Source organism: Stenotrophomonas sp. YJH_SMC_120 (genome assembly GCF_059368675.1).
Map to the genome: position 1 here is coordinate 39900 of NZ_JCAFRY010000009.1, position 26312 is coordinate 66211.

At 67.6% G+C, this 26312-nt stretch carries 19 protein-coding genes; 10 read left to right on the forward strand and 9 right to left on the reverse strand.

Annotation, left to right across the window (positions count from 1 at the left end; all coding sequences use genetic code 11):
• Positions 1 to 31 precede the first annotated feature (31 nt).
• The 3 genes from leuC to leuB are packed head-to-tail and all read left to right on the forward strand — an operon-like array spanning position 32 to position 3079.
• Complete coding sequence (gene leuC, locus AC5P60_RS12475; protein ID WP_049403577.1) at positions 32 to 1450, forward strand: 3-isopropylmalate dehydratase large subunit; 1419 nt, start codon at positions 32 to 34, stop codon at positions 1448 to 1450.
• Positions 1450 to 2028, forward strand: a complete 579-nt coding sequence (leuD, locus tag AC5P60_RS12480; RefSeq protein ID WP_005410953.1) for a 3-isopropylmalate dehydratase small subunit — start codon at positions 1450 to 1452, stop codon at positions 2026 to 2028. Before leuC ends, leuD begins: the two co-directional genes overlap by 1 nt.
• Positions 2018 to 3079 carry a 3-isopropylmalate dehydrogenase gene (gene leuB, locus AC5P60_RS12485; protein ID WP_483693607.1) on the forward strand — a complete coding sequence of 354 codons (1062 nt, stop codon included), beginning with the start codon at positions 2018 to 2020 and terminating at the stop codon, positions 3077 to 3079. Before leuD ends, leuB begins: the two co-directional genes overlap by 11 nt.
• Before the next feature lie 101 nt (positions 3080 to 3180).
• On the opposite strand, the gene AC5P60_RS12490 is transcribed toward leuB, so the two are convergent.
• Positions 3181 to 3954: an SDR family oxidoreductase gene (locus AC5P60_RS12490; RefSeq protein WP_033835636.1), complete on the reverse strand. Its 774-nt coding sequence runs from the start codon at positions 3952 to 3954 to the stop codon at positions 3181 to 3183.
• Positions 3955 to 4071: 117 nt separating this feature from the next.
• On the opposite strand from AC5P60_RS12490, the gene AC5P60_RS12495 reads away from it, so the two are divergent.
• Entirely contained in the window at positions 4072 to 4977 is a 906-nt protein-coding gene (locus AC5P60_RS12495) for a LysR family transcriptional regulator (protein ID WP_483693608.1), read from the forward strand.
• An 81-nt stretch (positions 4978 to 5058) separates the two neighbouring features.
• Here the strand turns inward: AC5P60_RS12495 and AC5P60_RS12500 are convergent, their stop codons facing one another.
• Positions 5059 to 8220: an efflux RND transporter permease subunit gene (locus tag AC5P60_RS12500; protein WP_005410957.1), complete on the reverse strand. Its 3162-nt coding sequence runs from the start codon at positions 8218 to 8220 to the stop codon at positions 5059 to 5061.
• A gap of 4 nt (positions 8221 to 8224) precedes the next feature.
• A complete protein-coding gene (locus AC5P60_RS12505) occupies positions 8225 to 9355 on the reverse strand; it encodes an efflux RND transporter periplasmic adaptor subunit (RefSeq protein WP_005410958.1) in 1131 nt (376 codons plus the stop codon).
• A 117-nt stretch (positions 9356 to 9472) separates the two neighbouring features.
• Here AC5P60_RS12505 and AC5P60_RS12510 point away from each other — a divergent pair, with 117 nt between their 5' ends.
• The 3 genes from AC5P60_RS12510 (at position 9473) to AC5P60_RS12520 (ending at position 12312) form a co-directional block, all read left to right on the forward strand.
• A complete protein-coding gene (locus AC5P60_RS12510; protein ID WP_033835640.1) occupies positions 9473 to 10153 on the forward strand; it encodes a TetR/AcrR family transcriptional regulator in 681 nt (226 codons plus the stop codon).
• A 136-nt stretch (positions 10154 to 10289) separates the two neighbouring features.
• A complete protein-coding gene (locus AC5P60_RS12515) occupies positions 10290 to 10937 on the forward strand; it encodes a protein-L-isoaspartate O-methyltransferase family protein (RefSeq protein WP_005410960.1) in 648 nt (215 codons plus the stop codon).
• A 16-nt stretch (positions 10938 to 10953) separates the two neighbouring features.
• Positions 10954 to 12312, forward strand: coding sequence for a TolC family outer membrane protein (locus AC5P60_RS12520; protein ID WP_033835642.1), 1359 nt, complete (start codon positions 10954 to 10956; stop codon positions 12310 to 12312).
• Positions 12313 to 12399: 87 nt separating this feature from the next.
• Here AC5P60_RS12520 and AC5P60_RS12525 read toward each other — a convergent pair whose 3' ends face one another.
• Positions 12400 to 13617 (reverse strand): hypothetical protein, encoded by a 1218-nt coding sequence (locus AC5P60_RS12525; protein WP_033835643.1) that lies wholly within the window; start codon positions 13615 to 13617, stop codon positions 12400 to 12402.
• 216 nt (positions 13618 to 13833) lie between these two features.
• Complete coding sequence (waaA, locus tag AC5P60_RS12530; RefSeq protein WP_049403581.1) at positions 13834 to 15132, reverse strand: lipid IV(A) 3-deoxy-D-manno-octulosonic acid transferase; 1299 nt, start codon at positions 15130 to 15132, stop codon at positions 13834 to 13836.
• 60 nt (positions 15133 to 15192) lie between these two features.
• Here waaA and AC5P60_RS12535 point away from each other — a divergent pair, with 60 nt between their 5' ends.
• A complete protein-coding gene (locus AC5P60_RS12535; protein ID WP_483693609.1) occupies positions 15193 to 16110 on the forward strand; it encodes an LpxL/LpxP family Kdo(2)-lipid IV(A) lauroyl/palmitoleoyl acyltransferase in 918 nt (305 codons plus the stop codon).
• 46 nt (positions 16111 to 16156) lie between these two features.
• On the opposite strand, the gene AC5P60_RS12540 is transcribed toward AC5P60_RS12535, so the two are convergent.
• The 3 genes from AC5P60_RS12540 to AC5P60_RS12550 are packed head-to-tail and all read right to left on the reverse strand — an operon-like array spanning position 16157 to position 18797.
• Complete coding sequence (locus tag AC5P60_RS12540; RefSeq protein ID WP_033835646.1) at positions 16157 to 17488, reverse strand: O-antigen ligase family protein; 1332 nt, start codon at positions 17486 to 17488, stop codon at positions 16157 to 16159.
• A complete protein-coding gene (locus AC5P60_RS12545; RefSeq protein ID WP_049453155.1) occupies positions 17469 to 18584 on the reverse strand; it encodes a glycosyltransferase in 1116 nt (371 codons plus the stop codon). Before AC5P60_RS12545 ends, AC5P60_RS12540 begins: the two co-directional genes overlap by 20 nt.
• 15 nt (positions 18585 to 18599) lie before the next feature.
• Positions 18600 to 18797 carry a zinc-finger domain-containing protein gene (locus tag AC5P60_RS12550; RefSeq protein WP_005410967.1) on the reverse strand — a complete coding sequence of 66 codons (198 nt, stop codon included), beginning with the start codon at positions 18795 to 18797 and terminating at the stop codon, positions 18600 to 18602.
• A 421-nt stretch (positions 18798 to 19218) separates the two neighbouring features.
• Here AC5P60_RS12550 and AC5P60_RS12555 point away from each other — a divergent pair, with 421 nt between their 5' ends.
• The gene (locus tag AC5P60_RS12555) at positions 19219 to 22563 is read left to right on the forward strand and encodes a GH92 family glycosyl hydrolase (protein ID WP_049453156.1); all 3345 of its coding nucleotides are present in this window, start codon (positions 19219 to 19221) and stop codon (positions 22561 to 22563) included.
• Complete coding sequence (locus AC5P60_RS12560; RefSeq protein ID WP_495201749.1) at positions 22560 to 23303, forward strand: basic secretory protein-like protein; 744 nt, start codon at positions 22560 to 22562, stop codon at positions 23301 to 23303. Before AC5P60_RS12555 ends, AC5P60_RS12560 begins: the two co-directional genes overlap by 4 nt.
• Positions 23304 to 23836: 533 nt before the next feature.
• Here AC5P60_RS12560 and AC5P60_RS12565 read toward each other — a convergent pair.
• Positions 23837 to 26128: an NADP-dependent malic enzyme gene (locus tag AC5P60_RS12565; protein ID WP_005410971.1), complete on the reverse strand. Its 2292-nt coding sequence runs from the start codon at positions 26126 to 26128 to the stop codon at positions 23837 to 23839.
• Positions 26129 to 26312 lie beyond the last annotated feature (184 nt).

A 26312-nucleotide genomic window follows, 5' to 3' on the forward strand; every position in this document is an offset into this window, starting at 1 on the left:
TCGCTCTTTCGTACTTCTGCCAGGCATACGCATGACTTCCGCACCCCGCACCCTGTACGACAAACTGTGGGACGCCCACGTGGTGGTTCCCGAATCCGACAGCGCCCCCGCCGTGCTGTACATCGACCTGCACCTGATCCACGAGGTGACCTCACCGCAGGCGTTCACCGAACTGCGCGAGCGCGGCCTGTCGCCGCGCCGCCCGGACCGCACCAAGGCGACGATGGACCACTCCACGCCAACCCTGCCGCCTGCCGCCGACGGCACGCTTCCCTACGCCAGCGCTGCGTCGGAAGCTCAGGTCGCCACCCTGGCACGCAACTGCGCCGAACACGGCATCGAACTGTTCGACATGGCCTCGGACAATCGCGGCATCGTCCACGTGATCGCGCCGGAACAAGGCTTCACCCAGCCCGGCATGACCATCGTCTGCGGCGACAGCCACACCTCCACCCACGGTGCGTTCGGTTCGCTGGCCTTCGGCATCGGCACCAGTGAAGTCGGCCACGTGCTGGCCACGCAGTGCCTGCTGCAGCGCAAGGCGAAGACCTTCGCGATCACCGTCGATGGCCCGCTGGCGCCCGGCGTCGGCGCCAAGGACGTGGTCCTGCACATCATCGGCGTGATCGGCGTCAACGGCGGCACCGGCCACGTCATCGAGTTCCGTGGCAGCACCATCGAAGCGATGGACATGGAACAGCGCATGACCCTGTGCAACATGTCGATCGAGGCGGGTGCGCGTGCCGGCATGGTGGCACCGGACCAGGTCACCTTCGACTTCGTCGCTGCTACCCCGCGCGGCCCCAAGGGTGCCGACTTCGATGCGGCCGTCGCACGCTGGCAGCAGCTGCGCAGCGATGACGGCGCGCGCTTTGACAGCGAAGTGCACATCGACGCCGCCGACATCCGCCCGACCCTGACCTGGGGCACGCATCCGGGCACCGCCATCGCGGTGGATGCACCGATCCCCGCCGCCAACGATGCCGCCGCACAGAAGGGTCTGGACTACATGCATTTCCAGGCCGGCAAGGCGCTGGCGGGCACGCCGGTGGACGTGGTGTTCGTCGGCTCGTGCACCAATGGCCGCCTGAGCGACATGCGCGAGGTGGCGCAGGTGCTGCGCGGTCGTCGCGTCGCTGACCGGGTGCGCATGCTGGTGGTGCCGGGCTCGGAGATCGTCAAGCGCGAGGCCGAGGCCGAAGGCATCCACGAGATCGTGCGCGCGGCCGGTGCCGAGTGGCGCGAGCCGGGCTGCTCGATGTGCATCGCCATGAACGGCGATCTGGTCGCGCCCGGGCAGCTGGCCGTGAGCACCAGCAACCGCAACTTCGAAGGCCGCCAGGGCCCTGGTTCGCGCACGCTGCTGGCCTCGCCGATGAGCGCGGCGTGGGCCGCGGTGAACGGGCACGTCGCCGATACCCGCGAACTGTTCGCACAGGAGGTGGCGTGATGGCCGGTTTCCGTACCCTGACCTCGGCCAGCGTGGTGCTGCGCCAGACCAACATCGACACCGACCAGATCATTCCGGCGCGGTTCCTGTCCACCACCGAGCGCGCCGGCCTGGGCCGCAACGCGTTCAATGACTGGCGCTGGCAGGCCGACGGCTCGCCGGTGGCCGACTTCGCCTTCAACCAGCCGCACAACGCCGGCCGCAGCATCCTGCTGGCGGGCCGCAACTTCGGCTGCGGCTCGTCGCGCGAGCATGCACCGTGGGCACTGACCGACCTGGGCCTGCGCGCCATCGTCAGCAGCGAGATCGCCGACATCTTCCGCGGCAACTCGCTGAAGAACGGCCTGCTGCCGATCGTGCTGGACGAAGCCGACGTGCAGGCGCTGATGCAGCGCCCGGACGACGAGCTGACCATCGACGTGGCCGCGCGCGAGCTGCGCACGCCCGATGGGCGCGTCTATTCCTTCCCGCTGGATGGCTTCTCGCAGACCTGCCTGCTGGAAGGCGTCGACCAGTTGGGGTATCTGTTGGGCCGTGTCCCTGAAATCGAACGCTACGAGAGTGAGCATGCACGCTGAAATTGTTGTTCTGCCCGGTGATGGCATCGGCCCGGAAGTGGCCGCCGCGGCAGTCGCCGTCCTGAAGTCTGTCGCCACACGCTTCAACCACACCTTCACCTTCAGCGAGCACGACATCGGTGGCATCGCCATCGACCGCCACGGCGAGCCGCTGCCGGCCTCTACGTTGACTGCCTGCCAGGTCGCCAACGCGGTGCTGCTGGGTGCGGTCGGCGGCCCGAAGTGGTCCGATCCCAACGCCAAGGTGCGCCCGGAACAGGGCCTGCTGGCGATCCGCAAGGCGCTGGGCCTGTATGCCAACCTGCGCCCGGTGCGTACCCACGAAGGCGCACTGCACGCCTCACCGATCAAGGCCGAGCTGCTGCAGGGCGTGGACTTCGTGGTGGTACGCGAGCTGACCGGTGGCATCTACTTCGGCGACAAGACCCGCGACGCCGACAGCGCCAGCGACCTGTGCCGCTACACCGTGGCCGAGATCGAACGCGTGCTGCGCAGTGCCTTCCGCCTGGCCCGGCAGCGCCGCGGCAAGGTCACCTCGGTGGACAAGGCCAACGTGCTGGAGACCTCGCGCCTGTGGCGTGACGTGGCCGCGCGCATCGGCCGCGAGGAATTCCCGGACGTTGCACTGGAGCACCAGCTGGTCGATTCCATGGCCATGCACCTGCTCGCCAAGCCGCGCGAGTACGACGTGATCGTGACCGAGAACATGTTCGGCGACATCCTCACCGATGAGGCGTCGATGCTGGCCGGCTCGCTGGGCCTGCTGCCGTCGGCCTCGCTGGGCGAGCCGGGCGCGGTCGGCATCTACGAACCGATCCATGGTTCGGCTCCGGATATCGCTGGCAAGGGCATCGCCAATCCGTACGCGACGATCTTCAGCGCCGCGATGCTGCTGCGCCATTCGCTGGGTTTGGAAACGGAAGCCGCTGCGGTGGAAGCCGCCGTGCACGCCGTGCTGGACGATGGCGTGTTCACCGCCGATCTGGCCGCCAAGGGCCAGGCGGTGAGCACGGCAGCCGCCACCGACGCGGTGCTGGCCAAACTCAACTGATCCGATAGCGCCACGCCACGCGTGGCGCCTCTCCCTTCGCACATTGCGGACAGCCACCCATGGGGTGGCTCTACTGTAGAACCACCCCATGCGTGGCCGCATTATTTGGTGGTGTACCCACCATTGACCAGGATGGTCTGCCCGGTCATCCACCAGCCGTCAGTGACCAGGAAGCGGATCCACGGCACGATGTCGGCGATGTCGGTCAGGCCGGTGCGGGTGAACGCCGAGAGCGCGGCCGCGGTCTTGTGGTATGCCTGCGCATCGGCACTCTCGGCCGGGTAGAAGAACGGCGTGTCCATCGGGCCCGGCCCGATCGCAGTCACCGAGATGCCGCGCTCACCGAACTCCTTGGACGCCGCGCGGGTGAAATGCTCAACCGGCGCCTTGGTGCCGGCATAGCTGGAATAGAACGGCGTGAACGCACCCAGCAGTGAGGTGACCAGAGTGCAGACGCGGCCACCGTCGTTGACGTGGCGTCCAGCCTCCTTGAGGAAGAAGAACGCGGCCTTGGCGTTGACCGCGCTCATCTCGTCGTACTCGGCTTCGCTGATCTCCAGCAGCGGCTTCTTCAGCACCTTGCCGACCGTATTGATGGCGATGTCGGGACGGCCGACTGCGGCCACGGCATCGGCGAACAAGCGCTCCATCGCTGCCGCCGACGTCAGGTCGCCCTGCAGGGCAACGGCCTTGCTGCCAGCGGCCTGCACGGCGGCGACGGTCGCCTCTGCATCGGCCTGGGTGGCGGCGCTGTTGTAGTGGATGACGATGGCTTTGGCGCCCTGGCTGGCGAAGTCGCGGGCGATCAGTCCGCCCAGGTTCTTGGCGCCACCGGCAATCAGCACGGTCCTGCCCTTGAGGGAATGGTCGGTCATGGCGTCGGTCTCGGGAGGGGGCTGCCCGGGGTGGCAACCCTGCCCTGACGACGATATCGTGCAGAAAATGCGGATAAAGCCCGCCGCATTGACTTAACCTTCCAGAGCCAGCGAACAATGGACCGGATCGATCGCTTCCGCATCTTCACCCGGGTGGTGGAGTGCGCCAGCTTCACCCGCGCCGCCGACCAGCTCGGCCTGCCCCGCTCCACCGTCTCGGCAGCCATTGCGGAGCTGGAGCAGCGGCTCGGCACCCGCCTGCTGCAGCGCTCGACCCGACGGGTGTCCACCACCCACGACGGCGACGTGTTCCATGCCCGCTGCCTGCGCCTGATCGCCGAAGTTGAAGACGCCGAAGCGCTGTTCCGGCAGGACGACGCGCAGCCGGTGGGCCTGCTGAAGATCGACGTGCCCAGCCGCATCGGCCGCCGCATCCTCGCCCCGGCGCTGCCCGACTTCTTCGCGCGCCATCCGCAGGTGGAAGTCGACCTGGGCATGACCGACCGCGCGGTGAACCTGATCGAAGACGGCTGCGACGCCGTGCTGCGGGTCGGGCAGTTGGGCGATTCCAGCCTGGTCGCGCGCACGCTGGGCCAGCTCGACTTCGTCAACGTGGCCGCGCCGGCCTACCTGCGCGAGTACGGTGTGCCGCAGCAACCTGCCGACCTGCAGCAGCACCGGGCGGTGAACTACGCGTCGCCGACCACGGCGCGGGTGGAAGCGTGGGAATGGCAGGAGGGTACGCAGCTACGCACATTGCCGATGCCCGGCTGGGTGCGGGTGAACAGTGCCGAGGCGTCGATCGCGTGCTGCGTGGCGGGGCTGGGGCTGCTGCAGATTCCGCGCTACGACGTACAGGCCGAACTGCAGTCAGGCGCATTGGTGGAGGTGATGCCGCAGTACGTGGCGCAGCCGTTACCGGTGACCCTGCTGCAGCCGCACCGGCAACACCGCGCGCAACGCGTGCAGGTGTTCATCGAATGGCTGCTGCCAGTGCTACGGAGCGGCCTGCAGCTGCAGTAGATCCACGCCATGCGTGGATGCGTGCCGCAGTGCCAACCAAGGTTGGCACCTACCAGGGCGGTGGCCGCAGAACCCGGGGCATTACGCCCCGGATTCGTCCGGCTTCACCCGGAACCATGCCGCGTACAACGCCGGCAGGAACACCAGGGTCAGCACCGTGCCGACGATCAGGCCGCCCATGATCGAGATCGCCATCGAGCCATAGAACGCGCTGCGCGACAGCGGAATCATCGCCAGCACGGCCGCCAGCGCGGTCAGTACGATCGGGCGGAAGCGGCGCACCGTCGCGTCGATGATCGAATGCCAGCGGTCATGCCCGGCATCGATGTCCTGCTGGATCTGGTCGATCAGGATCACCGAGTTGCGCATGATCATGCCGGCCAGCGCGATCGTGCCCAGCAGTGCCACGAAGCCGAACGGCGCGCGGAACAGCAGCAGGAACAACGTCGCGCCGATGATGCCCAGCGGCGCGGTCACCAGCACCATCGCCGCACGCGAGAAGCTGCGCAGCTGCAGCATCAGCAGCGTGGCCACCACCACCAGGAACAGCGGCATGCCGGCCTTGATCGAGTTCTGGCCACGTGCCGAATCCTCCACGGTACCGCCGGTTTCCAGCAGGTAACCGTTCGGCAGCTCGGCACGGATGCCATCCAGCGTCGGCAGGATCTGATGCACCACGTCCAGCGGCTGCATGCCATCGCTGATGTCGGCACGCACGGTCACCGTCGGCAGGCGGTTGCGGTGCCAGATGATGCCGTCCTCGAAGCCGTACTCCATCGTCGCCACCTGCGACAGCGTGATGCTGCCGCCGTTGGCGGTCGGCATCGACAGGCTCGACAGCAGCTCCAGCTGGTTGCGCTCGTCGGCCGGGCCACGCAGCAGCATCTCGATCTGGCGGTTGCCCTCGCGGTACACGCTCACCGACTGCCCGGCCAGCGAACTGGACAGGAACTGGCTGACCTGGGCACTGCTCACGCCCAGCGCCCGCGCACGCTCCTGGTCGATCACCAGCCGCACCACCTTGCTCGGCTCGCTCCAGTCCAGGTTGACGTTCATCACGTGCGGGTTCTCGCGCACCTTGGCTTCGACCTGGCGCGCGATCGCCTGCACCTTCTCGATGTGCTCGCCGGAAATGCGCATCTGCACCGGATAGCCGACCGGCGGGCCGTTCTCCAGGCGGGTCACGCGCATCTGCACGTCCGGGAACTTCGGAATCACCTCGTGCAGCAGCCAGTCACGTGTGCTTTCGCGCGCCTTGATGTCCTTGGCCAGTACCACGAACTGGGCGAAGTTGGTGGCCGGCAGCTGCTGGTCCAGCGGCAGGTAGAAGCGCGGCGAACCGGTGCCCACGTAGGACACGTAGTTCGCGATGCCCTCGCGGCTGGACAGCAGCTTCTCCAGCTTCTCGGCCTGGGCCTGGGTCGAGCGCAGCGATGCGCCCTCGGCCAGCTCGATGTCCACCATCAGTTCCGGCCGGGTCGAATCCGGGAAGAACTGCTGCGGCACGAAGCGGAACATCATCAGCGAGAACACGAACAGGGCGATGGTCGCGGCAATCACCCACCAGCGGTGGCGCAGGCAGCCATCGAGGAAGCGACGGAAGCTGCGGTAGAACGGGCGCTGGTACGGATCGTGGTCGTGCCCGTGCTGCGGCGGCGCGATCAGGTTGGCCAGCGCCGGATAGCGGTCGGCCCACTGCTGGCGCTTGGCATGCCAGCGCGCGGACACGCTGCCCGGCTTCGGCGGCTGCGGATTGAACAGGTCCGGCAGCATCTTGTCGCCCAGGTACGGGATGAACAGCACCGCCGCGATCCACGACACCACCAGCGCGATGGTCACCACCTGGAACAGCGAACGCGTGTACTCACCGGTGCTCGAGGCCGCCGTAGCGATGGGCAGGAAGCCGGCCGCCGTGATCAGCGTGCCGGTCAGCATCGGGAACGCGGTGGATTCCCAGGCGAAACTGGCCGCGCGCAGGCGGTCGTAACCCTGCTCCATCTTGGTGGCCATCATCTCCACCGCGATGATCGCATCGTCCACCAGCAGGCCCAGCGCCAGCACCAGTGCACCCAGCGAAATCTTGTGCAGGCCGATGTCGAAGTAGTGCATGACGAAGAAGGTCATCGCCAGCACCAGTGGAATGGTCACGCCCACCACCAGGCCGGTGCGCAGGCCCAGCGAGAAGAAACTGACCAGCAGCACGATCACCACCGCTTCGGTCAGCACCTGCACGAACTCGCCGACCGACTCTTCCACCGACTGCGGCTGGTCGGACACCTTGCGCAGCTGCATGCCCGCCGGCAGGGTCTTCTGCAGGCGCTCGAACTCGGCATCGAGATTGGCGCCGAGCTTGAGGATGTCACCGCCATCCTTCATCGCCACTGCCAGGCCGATGGCCTCTTCACCCATGAAGCGCATCTTCGGCGACGCCGGATCGGCGAAGCCACGCTTGACCTCGGCGATGTCGCCCAGGTGCACGGTGCGGTCACCGGCGCGGATCGGGAACTGGCGGATCGCTTCGATGTCGTTGAACTGGCCGGTCACGCGCAGCTGCACGCGGTCGGTGGCGGTCTCGAAGAAGCTGGTGCCGGTGACCGCATTCTGGTCGGCCAGCGCCTGCTGTACCTGCTGCATCGACACGCCCAGCGTGGCCAGGCGGGTGTTGGACAGCTCGATCCACACCTTCTCGTCCTGCAGGCCGACCAGGTCGATCTTGCCGACATCGGGCACGCGCTGCAGTTCCAGCTGGATGCGGTCGGCGTAGTCGCGCATCACAGCGTAGTCGAAGCCCTTGCCGGTCAACGCATAGATGTTGCCGTAGGTGTCGCCGAACTCATCGTTGAAGAACGGACCGACGATCTCGCGCGGCAGCGTCGCACGGATGTCGCCCACGCGCTTGCGCACCTGGTACCACAGGTCCGGGATCTGCCTGGAACGCAGGCTGTCGCGGGCCATGAAGATGACCTGCGATTCGCCGGGGCGCGAATAGGAGCGGATGAACTCGTACTCGCCGGTGTTCATCAGCGCCTTCTCGATCGGCTCGGTCACCTGCCGCGAGACCTGTTCAGCGGTGGCGCCCGGCCACAGCGTGCGCACCACCATCGCCTTGAAGGTGAATGGTGGATCCTCGGACTGGCCCAGGTGCTTGTACGACCACGCGCCGATCAGCGCGAAGGCCAGCATCGCGAACAGCACCAGCGGGCGGTTGGCCAGCGCCCACTCGGAAAGATTGAAGCGGCGCACCGGCTTACTCCTTGGCCTTGGCGGCAGCGGCCGGCGCGGCCGGCTTCAGCACCGGGCGGTTCTGCCGGTCCACGGCGATCACCGGCTGGCCCGCCCGCAGCAGGTGGCCACCGGCGGCAACCACCCAGTCACCCGCGTTCACGCCGGACAGCACCGGCACGGTCTCGCTGCCAAACGCACCGGTGGTGACCGAGGCGGCCTTCAGCGTGCTGTTGGCCGGATCGACCACCCACACGCTGGCGGCACCGTTGGCACCGCGCTGCAGCGCGCCCAGCGGCAGCTGCAGGGTACCGTGGCGACCGGCGCTGCTGTAGACGCGTGCGCTCTGGCCCAGTTCGACATCGGCCAGCGCATCGGCGGCCAGGCTGACGCGGGTGGCATAGGTGCGTGCCTGCGGATCGGCGGCGGCGGCGATCTCGCGGATCGTACCGGGCAGGCGCTGGCCCGGGCGGTTCCACAGTTCCACCTCGACCGGCTGGCCGACCGCGTAGTCGCGGATGGTCGCCTCGGGCAGGTCGATCAGCACTTCGCGGCCGCCATCGGCGGCCAGGTTGAAGATGGTCTGGCCGGCGGACACCACCTGCCCGGCTTCGGCCTCGCGGCTGGCGATCACGCCATCGGCCGGCGCGCGCAGCTGCGCGTAGTCAGCCTGGTTGCGCAGCACATCGAGGTTGGCGCGGGCCGCATTGGCCTGGCCCTGCGCGGCCTTGAACGCCGCGGACTGCTGGTCCAGCTGCGAGCGGCTGACCAGTTGCTGGTCGGCCAGCACCTGGTAGCGCTTCAGGTCATCGCGGGCACGCACCAGGTCGGCCTCGGCCGCAGCCAGCTGCGCCTGTGAGGCACGGGCCTGCAGCGCGAAGTCAGCCACGTCCAGTTCGGCCAGCACGTCGCCCTTCTTCACCCGCTGGCCGGCATCGACGTGGCGCTTGACCAGGTTGCCTCCGACGCGGAACGACAGCGGGCTTTCCTGACGGGCACGCACCGTGCCCGGGAATGCCGCCGGCGCCTGTCCGGCCTGTTCGCCGGGGTGAACCACCAGTACCGGCACGGCCGCCTGCGGCGCCTGTTCCTGTCCCGAACAGGCTGCCAGCGCAGCCACCCACACCATACCGCCCATCCAGCGCACGATCTTCATCGGTCAACGTCCTGAAAACGCAGGGTTGCAACAAGGGGGAGCCGCGACTGCCGGCCCAATTTAATAAACCGGCCGGTATAGTATAAATATCGAACCGCTTGGTCTAGTATTGTTGCGATGAGTTCTTCCACTTCCCGCAAGCCGTCGGCCAAGCCCGCTGCCAAGGCCGCCGGACCCGGGCGTCCCAAGGATCTGGGCAAGCGCGCGGCGATCCTCGAAGCAGCCAAGGTACTGTTCATCGAACAGGGGTATACCGGCGTGAGCATGGACGCCATTGCCGCCCAGGCCGGCGTCTCGAAGCTGACCGTGTACAGCCACTTCGGCGACAAGGAGACCCTGTTCTCCGAGGCCGTGCAGTCAAAGTGCGTTGAAATGCTGCCCGATGCCCTGTTCGTGGCCGACGCGGACGGCCCGCTGCGCGACCAGCTGATCGGCATCGGCCTGGCCTTCTTCGAACTGATCACTTCCGATGCGGCGATCTCGATCCAGCGCATGATGATGGCGCCGGAGACCGACGAACGCCTGCGCGAGCTGTTCTGGAAGGCAGGACCGGAACGTACCTGCGAGGCCCTGGCTGACTTCCTGCGGGCACGCGCCGAGCGCGGCGAGCTGGAAATCACCGACTATTCGCTGGCTGGCGAGCAGTTCCTGACCCTGGTCAAGGGCGAAGTGCACATGCATATGATGTGCGGCATGCCACTGTCACCGGTGGAGTGCGACCCTCTTGCCCACGTGACCGCCAGCATCGACTTCTTCCTGCGCGCCTATGCGCCGCGAGGGGCCGGGACGGCTGAATAACCAAAACTGAACGAACCGGAGGTCGCGATGACTTCCGGCACTGCGACCCCGGCCACCCGGCAGCTGATGCTCTGGGCGCGCCGCCGGCCTCCGGCACCGGTAAAATGGCCGGCCCACTGCGCTGGATTTGAACCTCATGACGATTGATTACGCCCACGCCCGCGAACTGATGGTGGAACAGCAGATCCGTCCCTGGGACGTGCTGGACATCAAGGTGCTCGACGTCCTGGCCCGCCTGCCGCGCGAGGCTTTTGTCGCCGATGCACACCGGGCGCTGGCCTACGCCGATGTCGAACTGCCGATCGGCCACGGCCAGAAGATGATGAAGCCGGTCATCGAGGGCCGTACCCTGCAGGCACTGGATCTGCAGCCGGGTGACGAAGTGCTGGAAATCGGCACCGGCAGCGGCTTCCTGTCCGCCTGCATCGGCGCGCTCGCGCGCGACGTGCTGAGCCTGGAGATCGACCCGGAGCTGGCCACCGCCGCGCGTGCCCGCCTGGACGCCTCCGGCCTGGGCACCAACGTCCGCGTGGAAGTGGCTGACGCCCTGTCCTGGCAGACCGAACGCCGCTTTGACGTGATCTGTGTCACTGGTGCGGTCGACGTGGTGCCGTCACAGTTCGCCTCGTGGCTGCGTCCGGGTGGTCGCCTGTTCGTGATCCACGGCCGCTCGCCGGCGATGGAGGCCCTGCTGGTCAAGGCCGACGGCAGCACCGAGTCCCTGTTCGAGACCGATATCGATTACCTGCGTGGTGCCGCCCCGGCCCCCCAGTTCCACCTCTGAGTCCAAGGAAGCCGCAATGATCCGCCGATCCCTCGCTGTTGCGCTGGCCACTGCCCTGCTGCCGTTGTCTGCCCATGCCGCCGACCTGCTGCAGGTCTACGAAATGGCACGCAACGGCGATCCGCAGCTGTCCGCCGCCGAATCGACCCGGCTGGTCGACAAGGAAGGCGCCGTGCAGGCGCGCGCCGCCCTGCTGCCGCAGATCAACGGCCAGGCCACGCTGAACCGCACGCGCAGCGAGCCGAACGCCGACATCAACTCCGGCTCGTTCACCAACAAGCGCCGCAATTACACGATCGATGGCAGCCAGACGCTGTTCAACTGGACCCAGATCAACAACCTGCGTTCGCAGCGTGAGCTGAGCAAGGCGGCGGACTTCACCCTCGAATCTGCCAACGACAGCCTGATCGTGCGCACCTCGGCGGCCTACTTCAACGTGCTGGTGGCGATCGAATCGCTGAACGCCGCACAGACCAATGAAGCGGCTGCGAAGAAGCAGTTCGACTTCGCCGACAAGCGCCTGGAAGTGGGCCTGGCGCCGATCACCGACGTGCACGAAGCACGCGCCCAGTACGACCAGGCGCGCGCCAACACCATCGTTGCGCAGAACACCCTGGCCGATAACTACCAGGCGCTGACCGAACTGACCGGCCAGCCGGTGACCAACCTGCGTGGGCTGCCGGCCGACTTCCGTCCGGAAGTGCCGGCCAACCGTGGCAACATCGACGAGCTGGTGCACCAGGCCACCACCCAGAATCCGGCGCTGAAGGCGCAGGAACTGAAGGTGAGCGCCGCCGAAGCCGGCGTGCAGGCCGCGCGTGGTGGCCACTACCCGACCCTGTCGCTGGGCGGCAGCTGGGGCAAGACCGCGACCTGGGGCGACAGCACCGGCTCCGGCTCGCTGTCCCCCGACGCCCGCACCAACAGCATCGGCCTGACCCTGAACGTGCCGATCTTCGCCGGCGGCGCTACCCAGTCCGGCGTGCGCCAGGCGCTGGCCCAGCGTGACATTGCCCAGGACGGCTACGAGCAGCAGAAGCGTGCCCTGGACCGCAACACCCGCAATGCGTACCAGACCCTGGTACAGGGCATCAGCGAAGTGGAAGCCCGCCGCCTGGCGGTGGTCTCGGCACAGAGCGCCTATGACGCCTCGCAGGTCGGCCTGGAAGTCGGCACCCGTACCGTGCTGGACGTGATCCAGAACCAGCGCATCCTGTTCTCGGCGCAGCTGGACTACGCCCAGGCCCGTTACACCTTCCTGCAGAACCGCCTGCTGCTGAGCCAGTCGCTGGGTGCGCTGGACGTGGCCGAGCTGCAGGACGTCAACCGCCTGCTGACCCAGGACGCGGGCAACCCGGCAACCACCACGCACTGAGTCGTCAGCCTGCCGGTCACGAAGAAGCCATCCGCGAGGGTGGCTTTTTTGTTGGTCGCGCGGACGGAAGCATGCACCCACCGACCGTCAGCCGGGCCAGACCCGCATCCGTTCGACTGCGGCCAGCAGACACAGTGCGATGGCGACGGGAGCCAGCACCGGCAGGGCGCGTGACCGCGGTGCCCGTCCGCGCAGCACGGCCACGCACACGGCCCCCATCACCAACAGGGTTGCCGGACCAGGCAGTACCGGCAGGCTGCCCATGGGCGCCCACAACGCCAGCAATGCCGCCGACAGGACGACGGCAACCGGCACCAGTCTCTCCAGGAACTCCAGGGATCGGTCACCTGCCGTCGGCCACAGCTGCATCGCCACCCGCGCAGCCAACATCAGCAGCACCAGGATGAGCGCCACCAACCCTGCCACTCCGGCCAGCGGCAGCAAGGGCATCGCCCAGTACAACTGCGGGTGATGCTGCAGGGCGACCGACAAAGGCCGCGTGCTGGCCAGGGCCGGAAATTCGACCAGGCCCGCCTGCAACGCGGCCAGTACGATCAGCAGCACCATGGCCAGCAGCACGCACGCCGGCAGCAGCGGCGGCCGTGCCCTCGCCTGCCTGCCGATGCCAGGAAATCCCATCGCCAGGCCAACGGTGGCGAACACACCGTACAGCGGCACGCTCGCCGCCAGTACACCGCCGATCCCGAAGCGATAGGGTGCCGTTGCCGGCGGCAGCCATGGAATCCAGTACGCGTAGTGCACATGGCGGGCTGCCAGCACCAGCAACAGCAGGCCGGCGCCGACCTTCACCGTCAGCAGCACGCAGGCAACCAGCACCACACGGTGTGGCCGCAGCGACCCGACCGCTGCAAGCAACAGCAGGCTGGCAGCAGCCATCAGTTGACCCGGCATCCCGTTGCTGGCCTCGATTCCACAACCAGCCAGCAGAACATGCAGATGGTTGGCGACGGACTGCGCAACGCCAGCGGCAGTCACCACCAGTTCCAGCAGCAGCGCGCCACCGAGCAGAACGGCCGGCACGCCTCCCCAGCAGTCCCGCACCACGCCATGCAGGCCATCGGCAGCGGGCCTTTGCTGGTTCAGAACGTGCAGGCAGTACAGCAGCGGCCCTGTACCCAGCGCGGCCAGCAGCAGGCTCAGGACGATGGCCGGGCCTGCCTGGGCTGCGGTGTGCTGCCCGACCAGCGCGACCACGCCGCCTCCCAGCAGCAAGGTCAGTGCCACCACCACAAGGCGATCGCCGTACCCGGGCTCATCGATGCCGGGGCTGCTGTCGCTGTCCATCGCAAGTTCCCTTGATATCCGCCCAAGCGCGGTCGACAGCAGACTGACAGCCTGTGCCGGGAGGCGGTATCGGAATACGCGCCATGCGCATCACGATGTGACGGCAGGCACGTTGGCAAGGAAGCTCCCGGTCCCGCTACGACAGATTCCAGGTCGCTAAGCAGAATTGACGCGGTCTTTCACGACAGTCACGTCGCGTGCGCCGGCCCTTCGGACTCAGCGGCAAGGCGGCGGCAGGTGCGGTCCGACCAGCGCCAGCGTACGCTGCAGGGCACCGCGTCCGTTGCTGATCAGCGTGCAGCCTGCCCGCGCCATGTCCTCGCGTGCCTGCGGATCTTCGAGCAGGTGCTGCAGCAGTTCGCCGACCGCCTGCACGTCTTCGCCGATCAACAGCGCGCCCGCCTCGCGCATGCGGCGGGAAATCTCCGAGAAGTTGTGCAGGTGCGGGCCCGTCACCGCAGCGGTGCCCATCGCCGCCGGCTCCAGCAGGTTGTGGCCACCGATCGGCTGCAGGCTTCCACCGACAAACGCCACCTGCGCGCAGGCATAGAACGGCATCAGCTCGCCCAGGGTATCGATGACGAACACATCGGTTCCAACCTCCGGCCACTGCTTCGCGCGCCGGGTTGCCACGTTCCAGCCCTGCTCCCGCGCCAGCGCCTCCACCTTCGGGAAGCGCTCGGGATGCCGGGGCGCCCACAGCAGCAACAGGTCGGGGTGCTGCCGGCGCAGGCGACGATGCAGATCGATCACCGCCTGTTCTTCACCATCATGGGTACTGGCGGCGATCCACACCGGCCGCCGGGCCGGCACGCGGGCATGGAACTGCTCGACGAAGCCCTGCACGTCCGGCGTAGTGATGTCGAACTTCAGGTTGCCCAGCGCCTGCACCTGCTCCGGCGCGGCACCCAGCTGCACGAAACGCTCGGCATCGTCCTGCGACTGAGCGGCTACGCAGGTGACCGTGCGCAGTGCGCGGCGGATCAATGACGCCAGCAGCCGGTAGCCCCGCAGCGAACGCGCCGAGAGGCGCGCGTTGAGGATGTAGACCGGAATGCCACGGTCACGGCAGCCGAACAGCATGTTCGGCCACAGTTCGGTTTCCAGGATCAGCGCCAGGCTGGGCTGGAAGTGGCCGAGGAAGCGGTTGACGCTGCCGGGCACGTCATACGGCAGGTAGACGTGGTCCAGGGCGTCGCCCCACAGCGCACGCACGCGCTCGGAGCCGGTCGGGGTGATGGTGGTGATGACCCAGCGGATGTCCGGGCGCTCCTTGCGCAGCGCGTTCACCAGCGGCGCAGCGGCATTGACTTCGCCCACCGAGACCGCGTGCAGCCAGACCCGCGGTTGGCCGGTGGGCTGCGGATAGGAAGCATAGCGCTCATCCCAGCGCCGGAAGTATTCACGGACCCGGAAGCCGCGCCAGACCAGGTGGTACACGGTGATCGGCAGCAGGATGTAGAGCACGACCGAGTACAGGCCGCGCAGGATCCATTCGACAGGGTCTTTACGCATGCGGCAAGGATACGGGAGCCCCCCGGGAAAGACACGCGGCCGCCTTGGTAGAATGGGCCAATGTCCGATGCCACCACCGCCGTCCGCCCGTCGCTGCGCGATCCCCGCAAATGGCCGATGTTCGCCGCCATGCTGGGCGCCTTCGCCATCGCCCGCCTGCCGTGGATGCTGCAGCGTGCGCTGGGCCGGGGCGTCGGCTGGATCACCTGGCGCCTGCTGGGCAGCCGTCGCCGCGCCGCCGAGGTCAACCTGCAGCTGTGCTTCCCCGAGAAGGACGAGGCCTGGCGCCAGCGCCTGGTGCGCGACAGCTTCGATGCCCTGGGTGTGGGCGTGTTCGAGTGCATCCGCGCCTGGTGGGGCAGCATCGACAGCATCCGCCCGCAGGTGCAGATCGAAGGACTGGAACATCTACGGCAGATGCAGGCGGAAGGTCGTGGCGTGCTGCTGGTGTCCGGCCATTTCATGACCCTGGAAATGTGCGGGCGCCTGCTGTGCGACTACGTTGATCTTTCAGGCATGTACCGCAAGCACAAGAACCCGGTGTACGAGTGGGCGGTGAAGTTCGGCCGCCTGCGCTACGCCAAGGCAATGTTCGCCAATGAGGACATCCGCGCTACCGTGCGCCACCTGAAGAAGGGCGGCTTCCTCTGGTACGCGCCCGACCAGGACATGCGCGGCAAGGACACCGTGTTCGTGCCGTTCTTCGGCCACACCGCTTCGACCATCACCGCCACCCACCAGCTGGCGCGGATGACCGGCTGTGCGGTGATCCCGTATTTCCATCGCCGCGAAGGCGGGAAGTACTTCCTGAAGATCGGCGCGCCACTGGAGAATTTCCCCAGCGACGACGTGGAAGCCGATACCACGCGGGTCAACCAGGCCATCGAAGAGATGGTGCGCGAGGCGCCCGACCAGTACCTCTGGATCCATCGCCGATTCAAGCGGCAGCCGGGTGGCCGGAGCGCTTTCTACAAGTAACGCGGGGAGCGGATTGGCTCTATCCACGCATGGCGTGGATGCGCAGTTACTTCAGCGCGGGTGATTCATCCGCGTCGCGCGCCAGCAGGCTGCCGGCGAACAGCGCGGCCAGCAATACGGTCAGGCCACCCCAGAAGGCCGAATAGAACGCCAGATGGGTGTTCAGCGGGAACACGGTCACCGCCAGCGCCAGCATCGCCGGACGCGCGCGTTCGCGGGCCATTGCCGGCGCGTAGCGCCATGCGCGCCAGGCCTGGGCCACCGCCGCCAGCCACAGCAACAGACCAATCACTCCAGTCTCTGCGAGGATTTCCAGCACGATCTGATGGGCATGAAGCGCCGGGGCATTGCCCCACACGGCCGGCCCTTCCTCCGCCACGCAAGCGGGATAGGCATCGCGGAAACCACGTGCACCCACGCCATTGATCGGGTGCTCTTCAATCATGCAGGCGGCGGCTTCCCAGATCCGCGCGCGCCCTGACAGGGCCTCGTCGACACCACGCTCGCCCCCATCCAGGGCCATGGCCGTACGCGCGAAGCGCTCGCGCAGCTGCGGCACGCTGGCGGTCAGCGCACCGGCGCCGAGCACCGCCACCAGCGCCAGCGCGGCCAGCCGTTTCCAGCCGAACTGGCGCACGCCGCTGTAGGCCAGCACCAGCGCGAAGGTGATCCACGAGGCGCGCGAACCGGCCAACAGCAGCACGCTGCCCAGCGCTGCCGCAGCCAGCAGCCAGCCCGTGTTGCCAAAGCGCCGCGCGGCGGGCAGCAGCAGGAACGGCGACAGGCTGGCCAGCACCTGGCCGAACTTCAGGTTGCACGGTCCCAGTGCGCCACTGAGGCGATCTGCCAGTGCGGCCTCGTCGGCCGGGCACAGTGCGTGGCCACTGACCGCCAGCTTCAGGTGTTCCAGCGACCAGAACCATGGGCTGGTGCCGGCCACCGCCTGCACCAGTGCATCCAGCGTCCATGCGCCGGTGATCAGTGCCAGCCCCGCGAAGGTCAGCCGCCGCCGCTCCGGCGTAGCCACCGCGATCGCCACCAGCCACATGAAGGGCAGATAGCGCAGGCCCGCAGCAGCCTTGGTCCACGAGGCCGCCGGATCGATCGCATCGAATGCGGAGAATGCCTGCGGCAGCCAGTAACCAAGGAACAGGATCGAAGTCAGTGCCCAGGCCGCCGTGCTCAACAGATGCGGGCGGCGCTGCAGGCGGCGCGTCACCATGCGCGCCGCCGCGTACAGCGCGCCCAGGCCCAACACGGTTTCGGCGATGCCTGGCAACGGCCACATCGCCACGTACGCCAGCACCCACCAGGGCGCCCAGCGCCCGGCGCGGTCGTCGCGCACGATGACGGCGGGGTCAGCCGGCGAGGTCGGCATAGAGGCGGAGGGTATCGCGCTGCATGGCCTGCAGGGTAAACGGGATGCGGGTCGGCAAGGACGGGGGCTGGGCCAGCAGGGCCAGCGCACGTTCACCCAATGCCCGCGCATCGCCGAGCGGCACGGCACCTGCGGGTTGCAGCTGCCGAAGCAGCTCACCAACTCCGCCATGGTCCCAACCCAGCACCGGCCGGCCCACCGACAACGCCTCGACCACGGTGCGGCCGAACGCTTCGGGCTTGTCCGACAGCTGCAGTACCAGGTCGCTGGCCGCGTAGGCCTGGGCGATGCGTGCGGTCGGCGTGCTGATGTGCACGGCCTCGGCCACGCCGAGCGCGGCCGCCTGCCGGCGCAGGTCGGCCACGTAGGCTTCACGGCCGGGTTCATCGGTGCCCAGCATCCACAACTGTGCCGGCACGCCGGCGGCGCGCACATCCGCCAGCAGCTGCAATGCGTGTGCGTGACCCTTCAGACGGGTGCCACGCCCCGGCAACAGCAGCAAGGGGCCTTCAACCTGCGCCAGCCATGGGTACTCTGCCGCAAGCGCCATCCGCGCACGGCGATCGGCACGCGCCACGCGCGGGAACTGGGCCACATCGACGCCACGCGGAATCACCTGCAATGCCTGTTCGGGCACGGTCGGGTAGTGGCGCTGCACGTAATCGCGCACGGTGTTGGACACGCAGATCACGCGTTCGCCGCTGGTCATCACCGCGCTGTAGCGGCTGGGCGAATTCAGCCCATGCACGGTGGTCACCCAGTGCGGGCGTTGCGCGGCAGGCAGGGCACGGATTGCGTACAGGCCCAGCCAGGCCGGCAGCCGCGAGCGGGCATGCACGATGTCCGCACCAACCTCGGCAAACAAGCGACGCAGGGTCGGCAAGTGGCGCAGGGTCAGCAGCGACTTGCGGCCAATGTCCAGGGTGAGGTGCTCGGCACCGCTGTCGAGCAGCGGCTGCACCAGGCGGCCACCGGCGGAAACCACCAGCGCGCGATGGCCGGCGGCGACCAGGGCCGCAGCGATTTCCAGGGTCGAGCGCTCGACGCCGCCGGAGTGCAGCGCCGGCAGCAACTGCACCACGGTCAATCGGCGCATCGAAGGGGCGGCCGCTTAGTCGGCCAGCACGAACACGGAACCGCAGTACGGGCACTGCGCTTCGCCATTGGGCTCGTCTTCGATCGGCAGGTACACGCGCGGATGCGAGTTCCACAGCGCCATTTCCGGGGTCGGGCAGCTCAGCGGCAGATCGCTGCGGTGCACGGTGTAGCGCTTCTCGGCGTTGGCGGGCGCAGTGGCGGTATGGCTCATGGCGGATGTCGATGAACGGGTTGCGAGGCCTGTGATTCTAGCATCCAGGCCGCCCCGACATTGCGCCGCAACGGGTCTTTGCGCGTACCGGGCCGATTCCCTGCGACCTTGCGTGCCACTTCGGGATGAGGTGCCGGCGGGAATTCCCGACCGATCCTGCAGATTCACCCCGGGAAACCACCGACAACGATATTTACCGCATTTGGATCGAACTAAATGGCACTTGTCAGGTTGCCACGGCTGTTGCAGGATCGGGCCAGGTCGTGAACCGGCCTGCCCCAATCCGACCCGATCGCATGGCCCGCCCCCACCGGACCGGCATCGCCTCTTCCACTGCCATCGCGGCGGGCGGAGCGATGCTGTCCGTGGTGTCCGCCGATGCGGGTTATGCCCGCCGCCAGCCCTTCCGGGAGACCCTTGCATGACCCTGTCCGATCCACGCCGCGCCCTGCTTCCACTCGCCCTGGCCCTGGCCTGTGCGACTACCGCGATGCCGGTGCTGGCACAGGGACTGCAGAGCTCGTTCGAGCCGGGCCAGCCGGCTCCGGAACCGGCCGCAGGCGCATTGCAGGTCATGATCGGCAATGGCCCCGCGGCGCCCTACGCCGCCAAGCGCAATGTCGGCTACAGCGGCCTGCACGCACTGCGCTACAGCAGTGAAGGTGGCAATGTGCGGCGCGAACTGTTCAAGGCGGACGTGACCATCGAGGCCGATACCACCCTGTCGTGGTTGGTGCTGCCGGAGATCGTCGGCAAGGACACCGTGGCTTCGACCTATGTGTCTCTGGACCTGCTGCTGGACGATGGCAGTCGGGTTTCGGCCGGCGCTGCGCGTGACCAGCATGGGGTGGCCCTCGGCGCCCGCGCGCAGGGCGACTCGAAGACGCTGTACCCGCAGCAATGGGCGCGCAAGGCGGTGCGGCTGGGCGATGTGCCCGCGCTGAAGGGCCGCCGCGTGGTGGCGATCGAACTGGAGGTGGCCAGTGCCGACGGCGCACCGGTCTCCGGCTGGATTGATGACGTTCGCCTGGACGCAGTGCCACGGCAGCAGCCAGCGCGCGTCTCCGACTGGGTGCTGACCACCCGCGGTACGCAGGCCAACGGCACCTTCTCGCGTGGCAACAATTTCCCGGCCACGGCGGTGCCGCACGGGTTCAACTTCTGGACCCCGGTCACCGATGCCGGTGCGCTGAACTGGCTGTACCGCTGGAACGAGCAGAACGACGCTCAGAACCGTCCGCAGCTGCAGGCGCTTGCGCTGAGCCATCAACCCAGCCCGTGGATGGGCGACCGCCAGACCTTCCAGGTGATGCCATCGGCCAGTCGTGGCGTGCCGGAGGCTGACCGCCGCAAACGTGCCTTGTCGTTCGACCGCAGCCACGAAAGCGCCCGCCCTTACCGCTACGACGTGCGCTTCGACAACGGCGTCGCGGCATCGATCGCGCCGACCGACCATGCCGCGCTGTTCCGCTTTGACTTCCCGGAGGGAGGCGACGCCAACCTGCTGTTCGACAACGTCGATGCCCGCGGTGGCCTGACTCTGGACGCCGCCACGCAGACGTTGTCCGGCTACACCGACACGCGCAGCGGCCTGTCCAACGGCGCCAGCCGCATGTACGTGGCAGCCAGCTTCGACAGACCCTGGCGCAGCAGCGGTCGCCTCGACACCGGCCGACCGACCGGTTACATCAAGTTCGATGCCGGCAGCGACCGGCGGGTGACCATGCGCATCGCCACTTCGCTGATCTCGGTGGAGCAGGCACGACACAACCTGGCGCTGGAAATCGCCGCCACCGATACGCTGGAGAGCGTGGCCGGCCGTGCGCAGGATGCATGGGACGCACGCCTGGCCCGCTTCGACATCGGCGATGCCAGCGACGACCAGAAGACCACGCTGTATTCCAGCCTGTACCGGCTGTTCCTGTACCCGAATTCCGGCCATGAAAACGTGGGCAGCGCCGCCGCACCGGAGTGGCGCTACGCCAACCAGGCCAGCGCCAGCGATGACAACACCGAGGGCAGCGCGACCCGCACCTTTGCCGCCGTGCGCGATGGCAAGGTGTTCGTCAACAATGGCTTCTGGGACACCTTCCGCACCACCTGGCCGGCCTACGCGCTGTTCACGCCCGACGATGCCGGGCAGATGGTGCAGGGTTTCATCGAGCAGTACCGCGCTGGCGGCTGGATCGCGCGCTGGTCGTCGCCGGGCTACGCGGACCTGATGGTCGGCACCAGCTCGGACGTGGCCTTCGCCGATGCGTGGCTGAAGGGCGTCGGCGGCTTCGATCCGGGCGAGGCCTACGCCGCCGCGCTGAAGAACGCGACCGTGGTACCACCCGACCGCCATGTCGGCCGCAAGGGCATGGACCGTTCGACCTTCCGGGGCTACGCCAGCGCCGACGTGCATGAGGGCATGTCGTGGACGATGGAAGGCGCACTCAATGACTTCGGCATCGCCAACATGGCCGATGCGCTGGCCAAGCGCGCGACCGCACCCGCCGCACGCGAGCGCTACAGCACCGAAGCCGACTACTTCCGCCACCGCGCTGCCAGCTACGCGACGATGTTCGACCCTGCCGCCGGCTTCTTCCAGGGCCGCAGGGCCGATGGCCGCTGGCGCGTGGACGCCAAGGACTACGACCCGCGCGTGTGGGGCCACGATTACACCGAATCCAACGGCTGGACCTTCGCCTTCACTGCCGCCCATGACGGCGAAGGCCTCGCCGCGCTGTACGGTGGCCGCGACAAGCTGGCGGCGAAGCTGGATACCTTCTTCGCCACGCCGGAAACCGCAGACCCGGCACTGGCCGGTTCCTACGGCGGCACCATCCACGAGATGACCGAAGCGCGCGACGTACGCATGGGCATGTACGCGCACAGCAACCAGCCGGCGCACCACATCCCGTGGATGTACCTGTATGCCGGGCAGCCGTGGAAGACCCAGCAGCACGTGCGCGAAATCCTGTTGCGGCTTTACGTCGGCAGCGAGATCGGCCAGGGCTATCCGGGCGATGAGGACAACGGCGAAACCTCGGCATGGTACGTGCTGGCCTCGCTGGGCCTGTACCCGCTGCGCATGGGCGCCCCGGAGTACGTGATCGGCTCGCCGGCCTTCGAGCATGCACGCGTGGAGCTGCAGGGTGGCGCGGTGCTGACCGTGAACGCGGCCAACAACTCGCGCGAGAACGTCTACGTGCAGTCGCTGAAGATCAACGGCAAGCCGTGGACGAAGACCTGGGTGCCCCACGACCTGATCGCCAAGGGCGCGACCCTCGACTTCGTGATGGGACCCCGTCCCTCGCGCTGGGGCAGCGGCGTGGACGATGTGCCGCGCTCGTTGACCGCGCGCGGCCAGCGCCCGCAGCTGCTGCACGACCTGCTCGGCAGCGGCGCGAAGGCGACGCTGGCCGACGGCCGCGCCCTGCCCGCACTGGTCGATGACGATGCGAGCACCACCGTGGGCCTGGGCGGCGGCGCAACCATCGCGCTGACCGGACTGAGCGACGGCACGCCGACGATGTACACGCTCACCAGCGGCGACGGCCGCATCCAGGGCGGTGAGTGGACGCTGGAGGCGCGCAACGGCGGCGGCAGCTGGACCGTGCTCGACCAGCGCAGCGGCGAAGACTTCGAATCCGCCCGCCAGACCCGTCCGTTCCGCATCGCCAGACCCGGCCGCTACAGCGAATACCGCCTGCGCCTGGCGGCACCGGCACGGCTGCCACTGGCGGAGATCGAACTGCTGGCGGCCGGCACCGTACAATGAGCGGCATGCGCGACCGTCTTCTGCCTCTGGCCCTTGTTGCCCTGTCCTTCTCAAGTTTCGGCCAGACCCAGGCGTTCGATACGCAGCTGACCCGCGACGGCGTGACGCTGAACTACCAGGACGCCCGTGGCGCCCTGGCCGCGCCGCAGCGCAAGCGGGTGATCGATACGTTCTTCTTCGCCTACCTGCGCGAACGCGCGGACTTCCACCCGGCCGCGCCGGCGATGGTGCGCATTGTGATCGATCCGGCCTACACCGGCATCGCCTTCGTCGGCGACAAGGACCAGGCAGCGACGATCACCATCAACCCAGGCTGGTTGGCGCAGCACCCGAACGACATCGACCTGGTCACCCATGAGGCGATGCACATCGTGCAGGGCTATCCAGGTTACGGCGATGCACGGGTGCCGGGCTGGCTGGTGGAAGGCATCGCCGACTACGCACGCGACCGCTACGGCATGGACAATGCCGCCGCAGGCTGGGTGCTGCCGGGCAAGGTCGAGAAGGAGCAGAATTTCGACAGCGGCTACCGGGTGACCGGTGCGTTCCTGAAATGGGCCGAGGCCGAGTATCCCGGCCTGGTGCTGGCGCTGGACAAGGCCCTGCGCGACGGCCGCTATACGCCGGCGCTGTGGCAGAAGCACACCGGCAAGGCACTGCCGGCGCTGTGGACGCAGTACGCCAAGCCGCGTTCGGATGCACCGCCGCCGGCACCAGCGCGCCGCGGCAAGCGGCACTGACTGGGCGATCAACTGGGTAGAGTCGACTGGGTAGAGTCGACTGTTAGTCGACTGCCTTTCGTACGGCCCCCGAAAACCCCGCGCTTCGCGCGATAGTCGACCAACGGTCGACTCTACCTCGCTGGCGTCTACGCCTCAGCGCGACTGCACGAAGCCGGCGTACAGCGCGAACAGCTGCTGGAAGTACCGCCGCGTCACTCGATTGCGCATGACACCCTCGCCCATGGAAAGTTGGTCGGGCCCAGGGTGGGAAGGCCGGTCCGGTCCCTTCCCACGGCCAGGCCGCGTGGACGTATTGGGCCGCAACGGCGTTGCAGGGACATGACCGGGTTGCGTAGCGCGTGTGGCAGCGGTGGGACCGGCATCGGGACCGGTAGAGTCGACTGCTAGTTGACTATCGCGCGATCGCGCGGGATTTTCGGCGTCCGAATCAAGAGCAGTCGACTAACAGTCGACTCTACCCGTTTCCGCTTTGCGGAAACAGAAACGCGCCCCGTGGGGCGCGTTTCTGCAGCTGTCGCTGAAAAGAAGGCTTACGCCTTCTTTTCCGCTTCCAGCTGCTTGCGAATCTGCGCATCCACCGCCGCAATGGCGGTCATGTTCAGGATCCTGCGCGAGGTCGCGCTGGTGGTCAGGATGTGCACCGGCTTGTTCACGCCCATCAGGATCGGGCCGATCGCCACGCCGTCGGTGAACACACGCACCAGGTTGTAGGCGATGTTGGCCGCTTCCAGGTTCGGCAGCACGAACAGGTTGGCGCGGCCCTGCAGGGTCGAGCCCGGCAGCAGCTTCTGGCGCAGCGCTTCATCCCACGCGGTGTCGCCCTGCATTTCACCGTCCACGTTCAGACGCGGGTTGCGCTTGAGCAGCAGCTCGCGCACCTGGCGCATCTTCAGCGCGTCCTTGGAATCGTGGCTGCCGAAGTTGGAGTGCGACAGCAGCGCCACCTTCGGCTCGATGCCGAACAGCTTCATGCGGTAGGCCGCCTGCAGGGTCGCTTCGCACAGCTGCTCGGCGGTCGGGTCTTCCTGCACGTGGGTATCGACGAAGAAGAACACGCCCTGCTGGTTGATCACGCCGGTCATCGCAGAGGTCGAGGTGACCTTCGGCTCCAGCGGCAGCACGCTGCGCACGTAGCCCAGCTTCTTGTGGAAGCGGCCGACGATGCCGGTCAGCATCGCATCAGCTTCGCCACGGGCCACCATCACCGCCGCGATCAGGGTCGGGCGCGAACGCATCAGGTTCTTCGCCGCGGCCACGGTCACGCCACGACGGCCGGTCAGGCCGTGGTAGTACTGCCAGTATTCGTTGAAGCGCGGGTCGTCGTTGATGTTGGTGACTTCAACGTTCTCGCCGATCTTCAGGCGCAGGCCGAGGCGCTCGATGCGCGACTCGATCACTTCCGGGCGGCCGATCAGGATCGGGTGCGCCAGGCCGTCGTCGACCACGTTCTGCACCGCCTGCAGCACCACTTCCTCTTCGCCCTCGGCGTACACCACGCGCTGCTTGTCGCTGCGCGCGCGGTCGTAGACCGGCTTCATCATCAGGCTGGTGCGGTAGACGAACTGGGCCAGCTTGTCACGGTAGGCGCCCATGTCCTCGATCGGGCGCGAGGCCACGCCCGAGTCCATCGCGGCCTGGGCCACGGCGGCCGACAGCTCCACCAGCAGGCGGCGGTCGAACGGGCGCGGGATCAGGTATTCACGGCCGAAGCTCGGCGTCTCGCCACCGTAGGCCGAGCCCATGTCGGTGGCCGCACGACGTGCCAGCGCCGCGATGGCGCGCACGCAGGCGATCTTCATTTCCTCGTTGATCGCGGTGGCGCCCACGTCCAGCGCACCACGGAACAGGTACGGGAAGCACAGCACGTTGTTGACCTGGTTCGGGTAGTCCGAACGGCCGGTGCCGATGATCGCGTCCGGACGCGCGGCGCGCGCCACCTCCGGCATGATTTCCGGGGTCGGGTTGGCCAGCGCGAAGATCACAGGGTCCGGCGCCATGGTCTTAACCATGTCGGCAGTCAGGATGCCCGGTGCCGACAGGCCCAGGAAGATGTCCGCGCCGTCGACGATCTCGGCCAGAGTGCGCTTGTCGGTGTCGCGCGCATAGCGCTGCTTTTCCGGATCCAGGTCGGTACGACCGGTGTGGATCACGCCCTCGCGGTCGAAGGCCAGGATGTTTTCCGGCTTCAGGCCCAGCTGCACCAGCATGTTCACGCAGGAAATGCCGGCCGCGCCCATGCCCGTGGTCGCCAGCTTCACGTCTTCGATCTTCTTGCCGGTGATCGCCATGGCGTTGAGCACCGCCGCGCCGACGATGATCGCCGTGCCGTGCTGGTCGTCATGGAACACCGGGATCTTCATGCGCTCGCGCAGCTTGCGCTCGACCACGAAGCATTCCGGCGCCTTGATGTCTTCCAGGTTGATGCCGCCGAAGGTCGGCTCCAGCGAGGCGATGATGTCGACCAGCTTGTCCGGGTCGGTTTCATCCACTTCGATGTCGAACACATCGATGCCGGCGAACTTCTGGAACAGCACGCCCTTGCCTTCCATCACCGGCTTGCCGGCCAGCGCGCCGATGTTGCCCAGGCCCAGCACCGCGGTGCCGTTGGAGATCACCGCCACCAGGTTGCCGCGCGCGGTCAGCTCGCTGGCCTGCTGCGGGTCGGCCTTGATCGCTTCACAGGCGTACGCCACGCCCGGCGAATACGCCAGCGACAGGTCGCGCTGGGTCAGCATGGGCTTGGTAGCGGAAACCTTGATCTTTCCCGGCGGGGACATCCGGTGGTAATCGAGGGCGGCCTGTTTGAAATCTTCGTTGGACATCGATGTGGGTTACATGAATGGGCAGAAGGGACAGGGGATGATACCCCCGTTGGAGCGTCTGGACCTGTCGCTATCCTGTCGCAGGCATGCTGCGACTGCACAATTCCGTGCCGTATGCGACGGTACTGGGATGCCAGCATCGGCGCCCCCGATGACAGCCATGGGACGCCCTGAAACGCCGCGG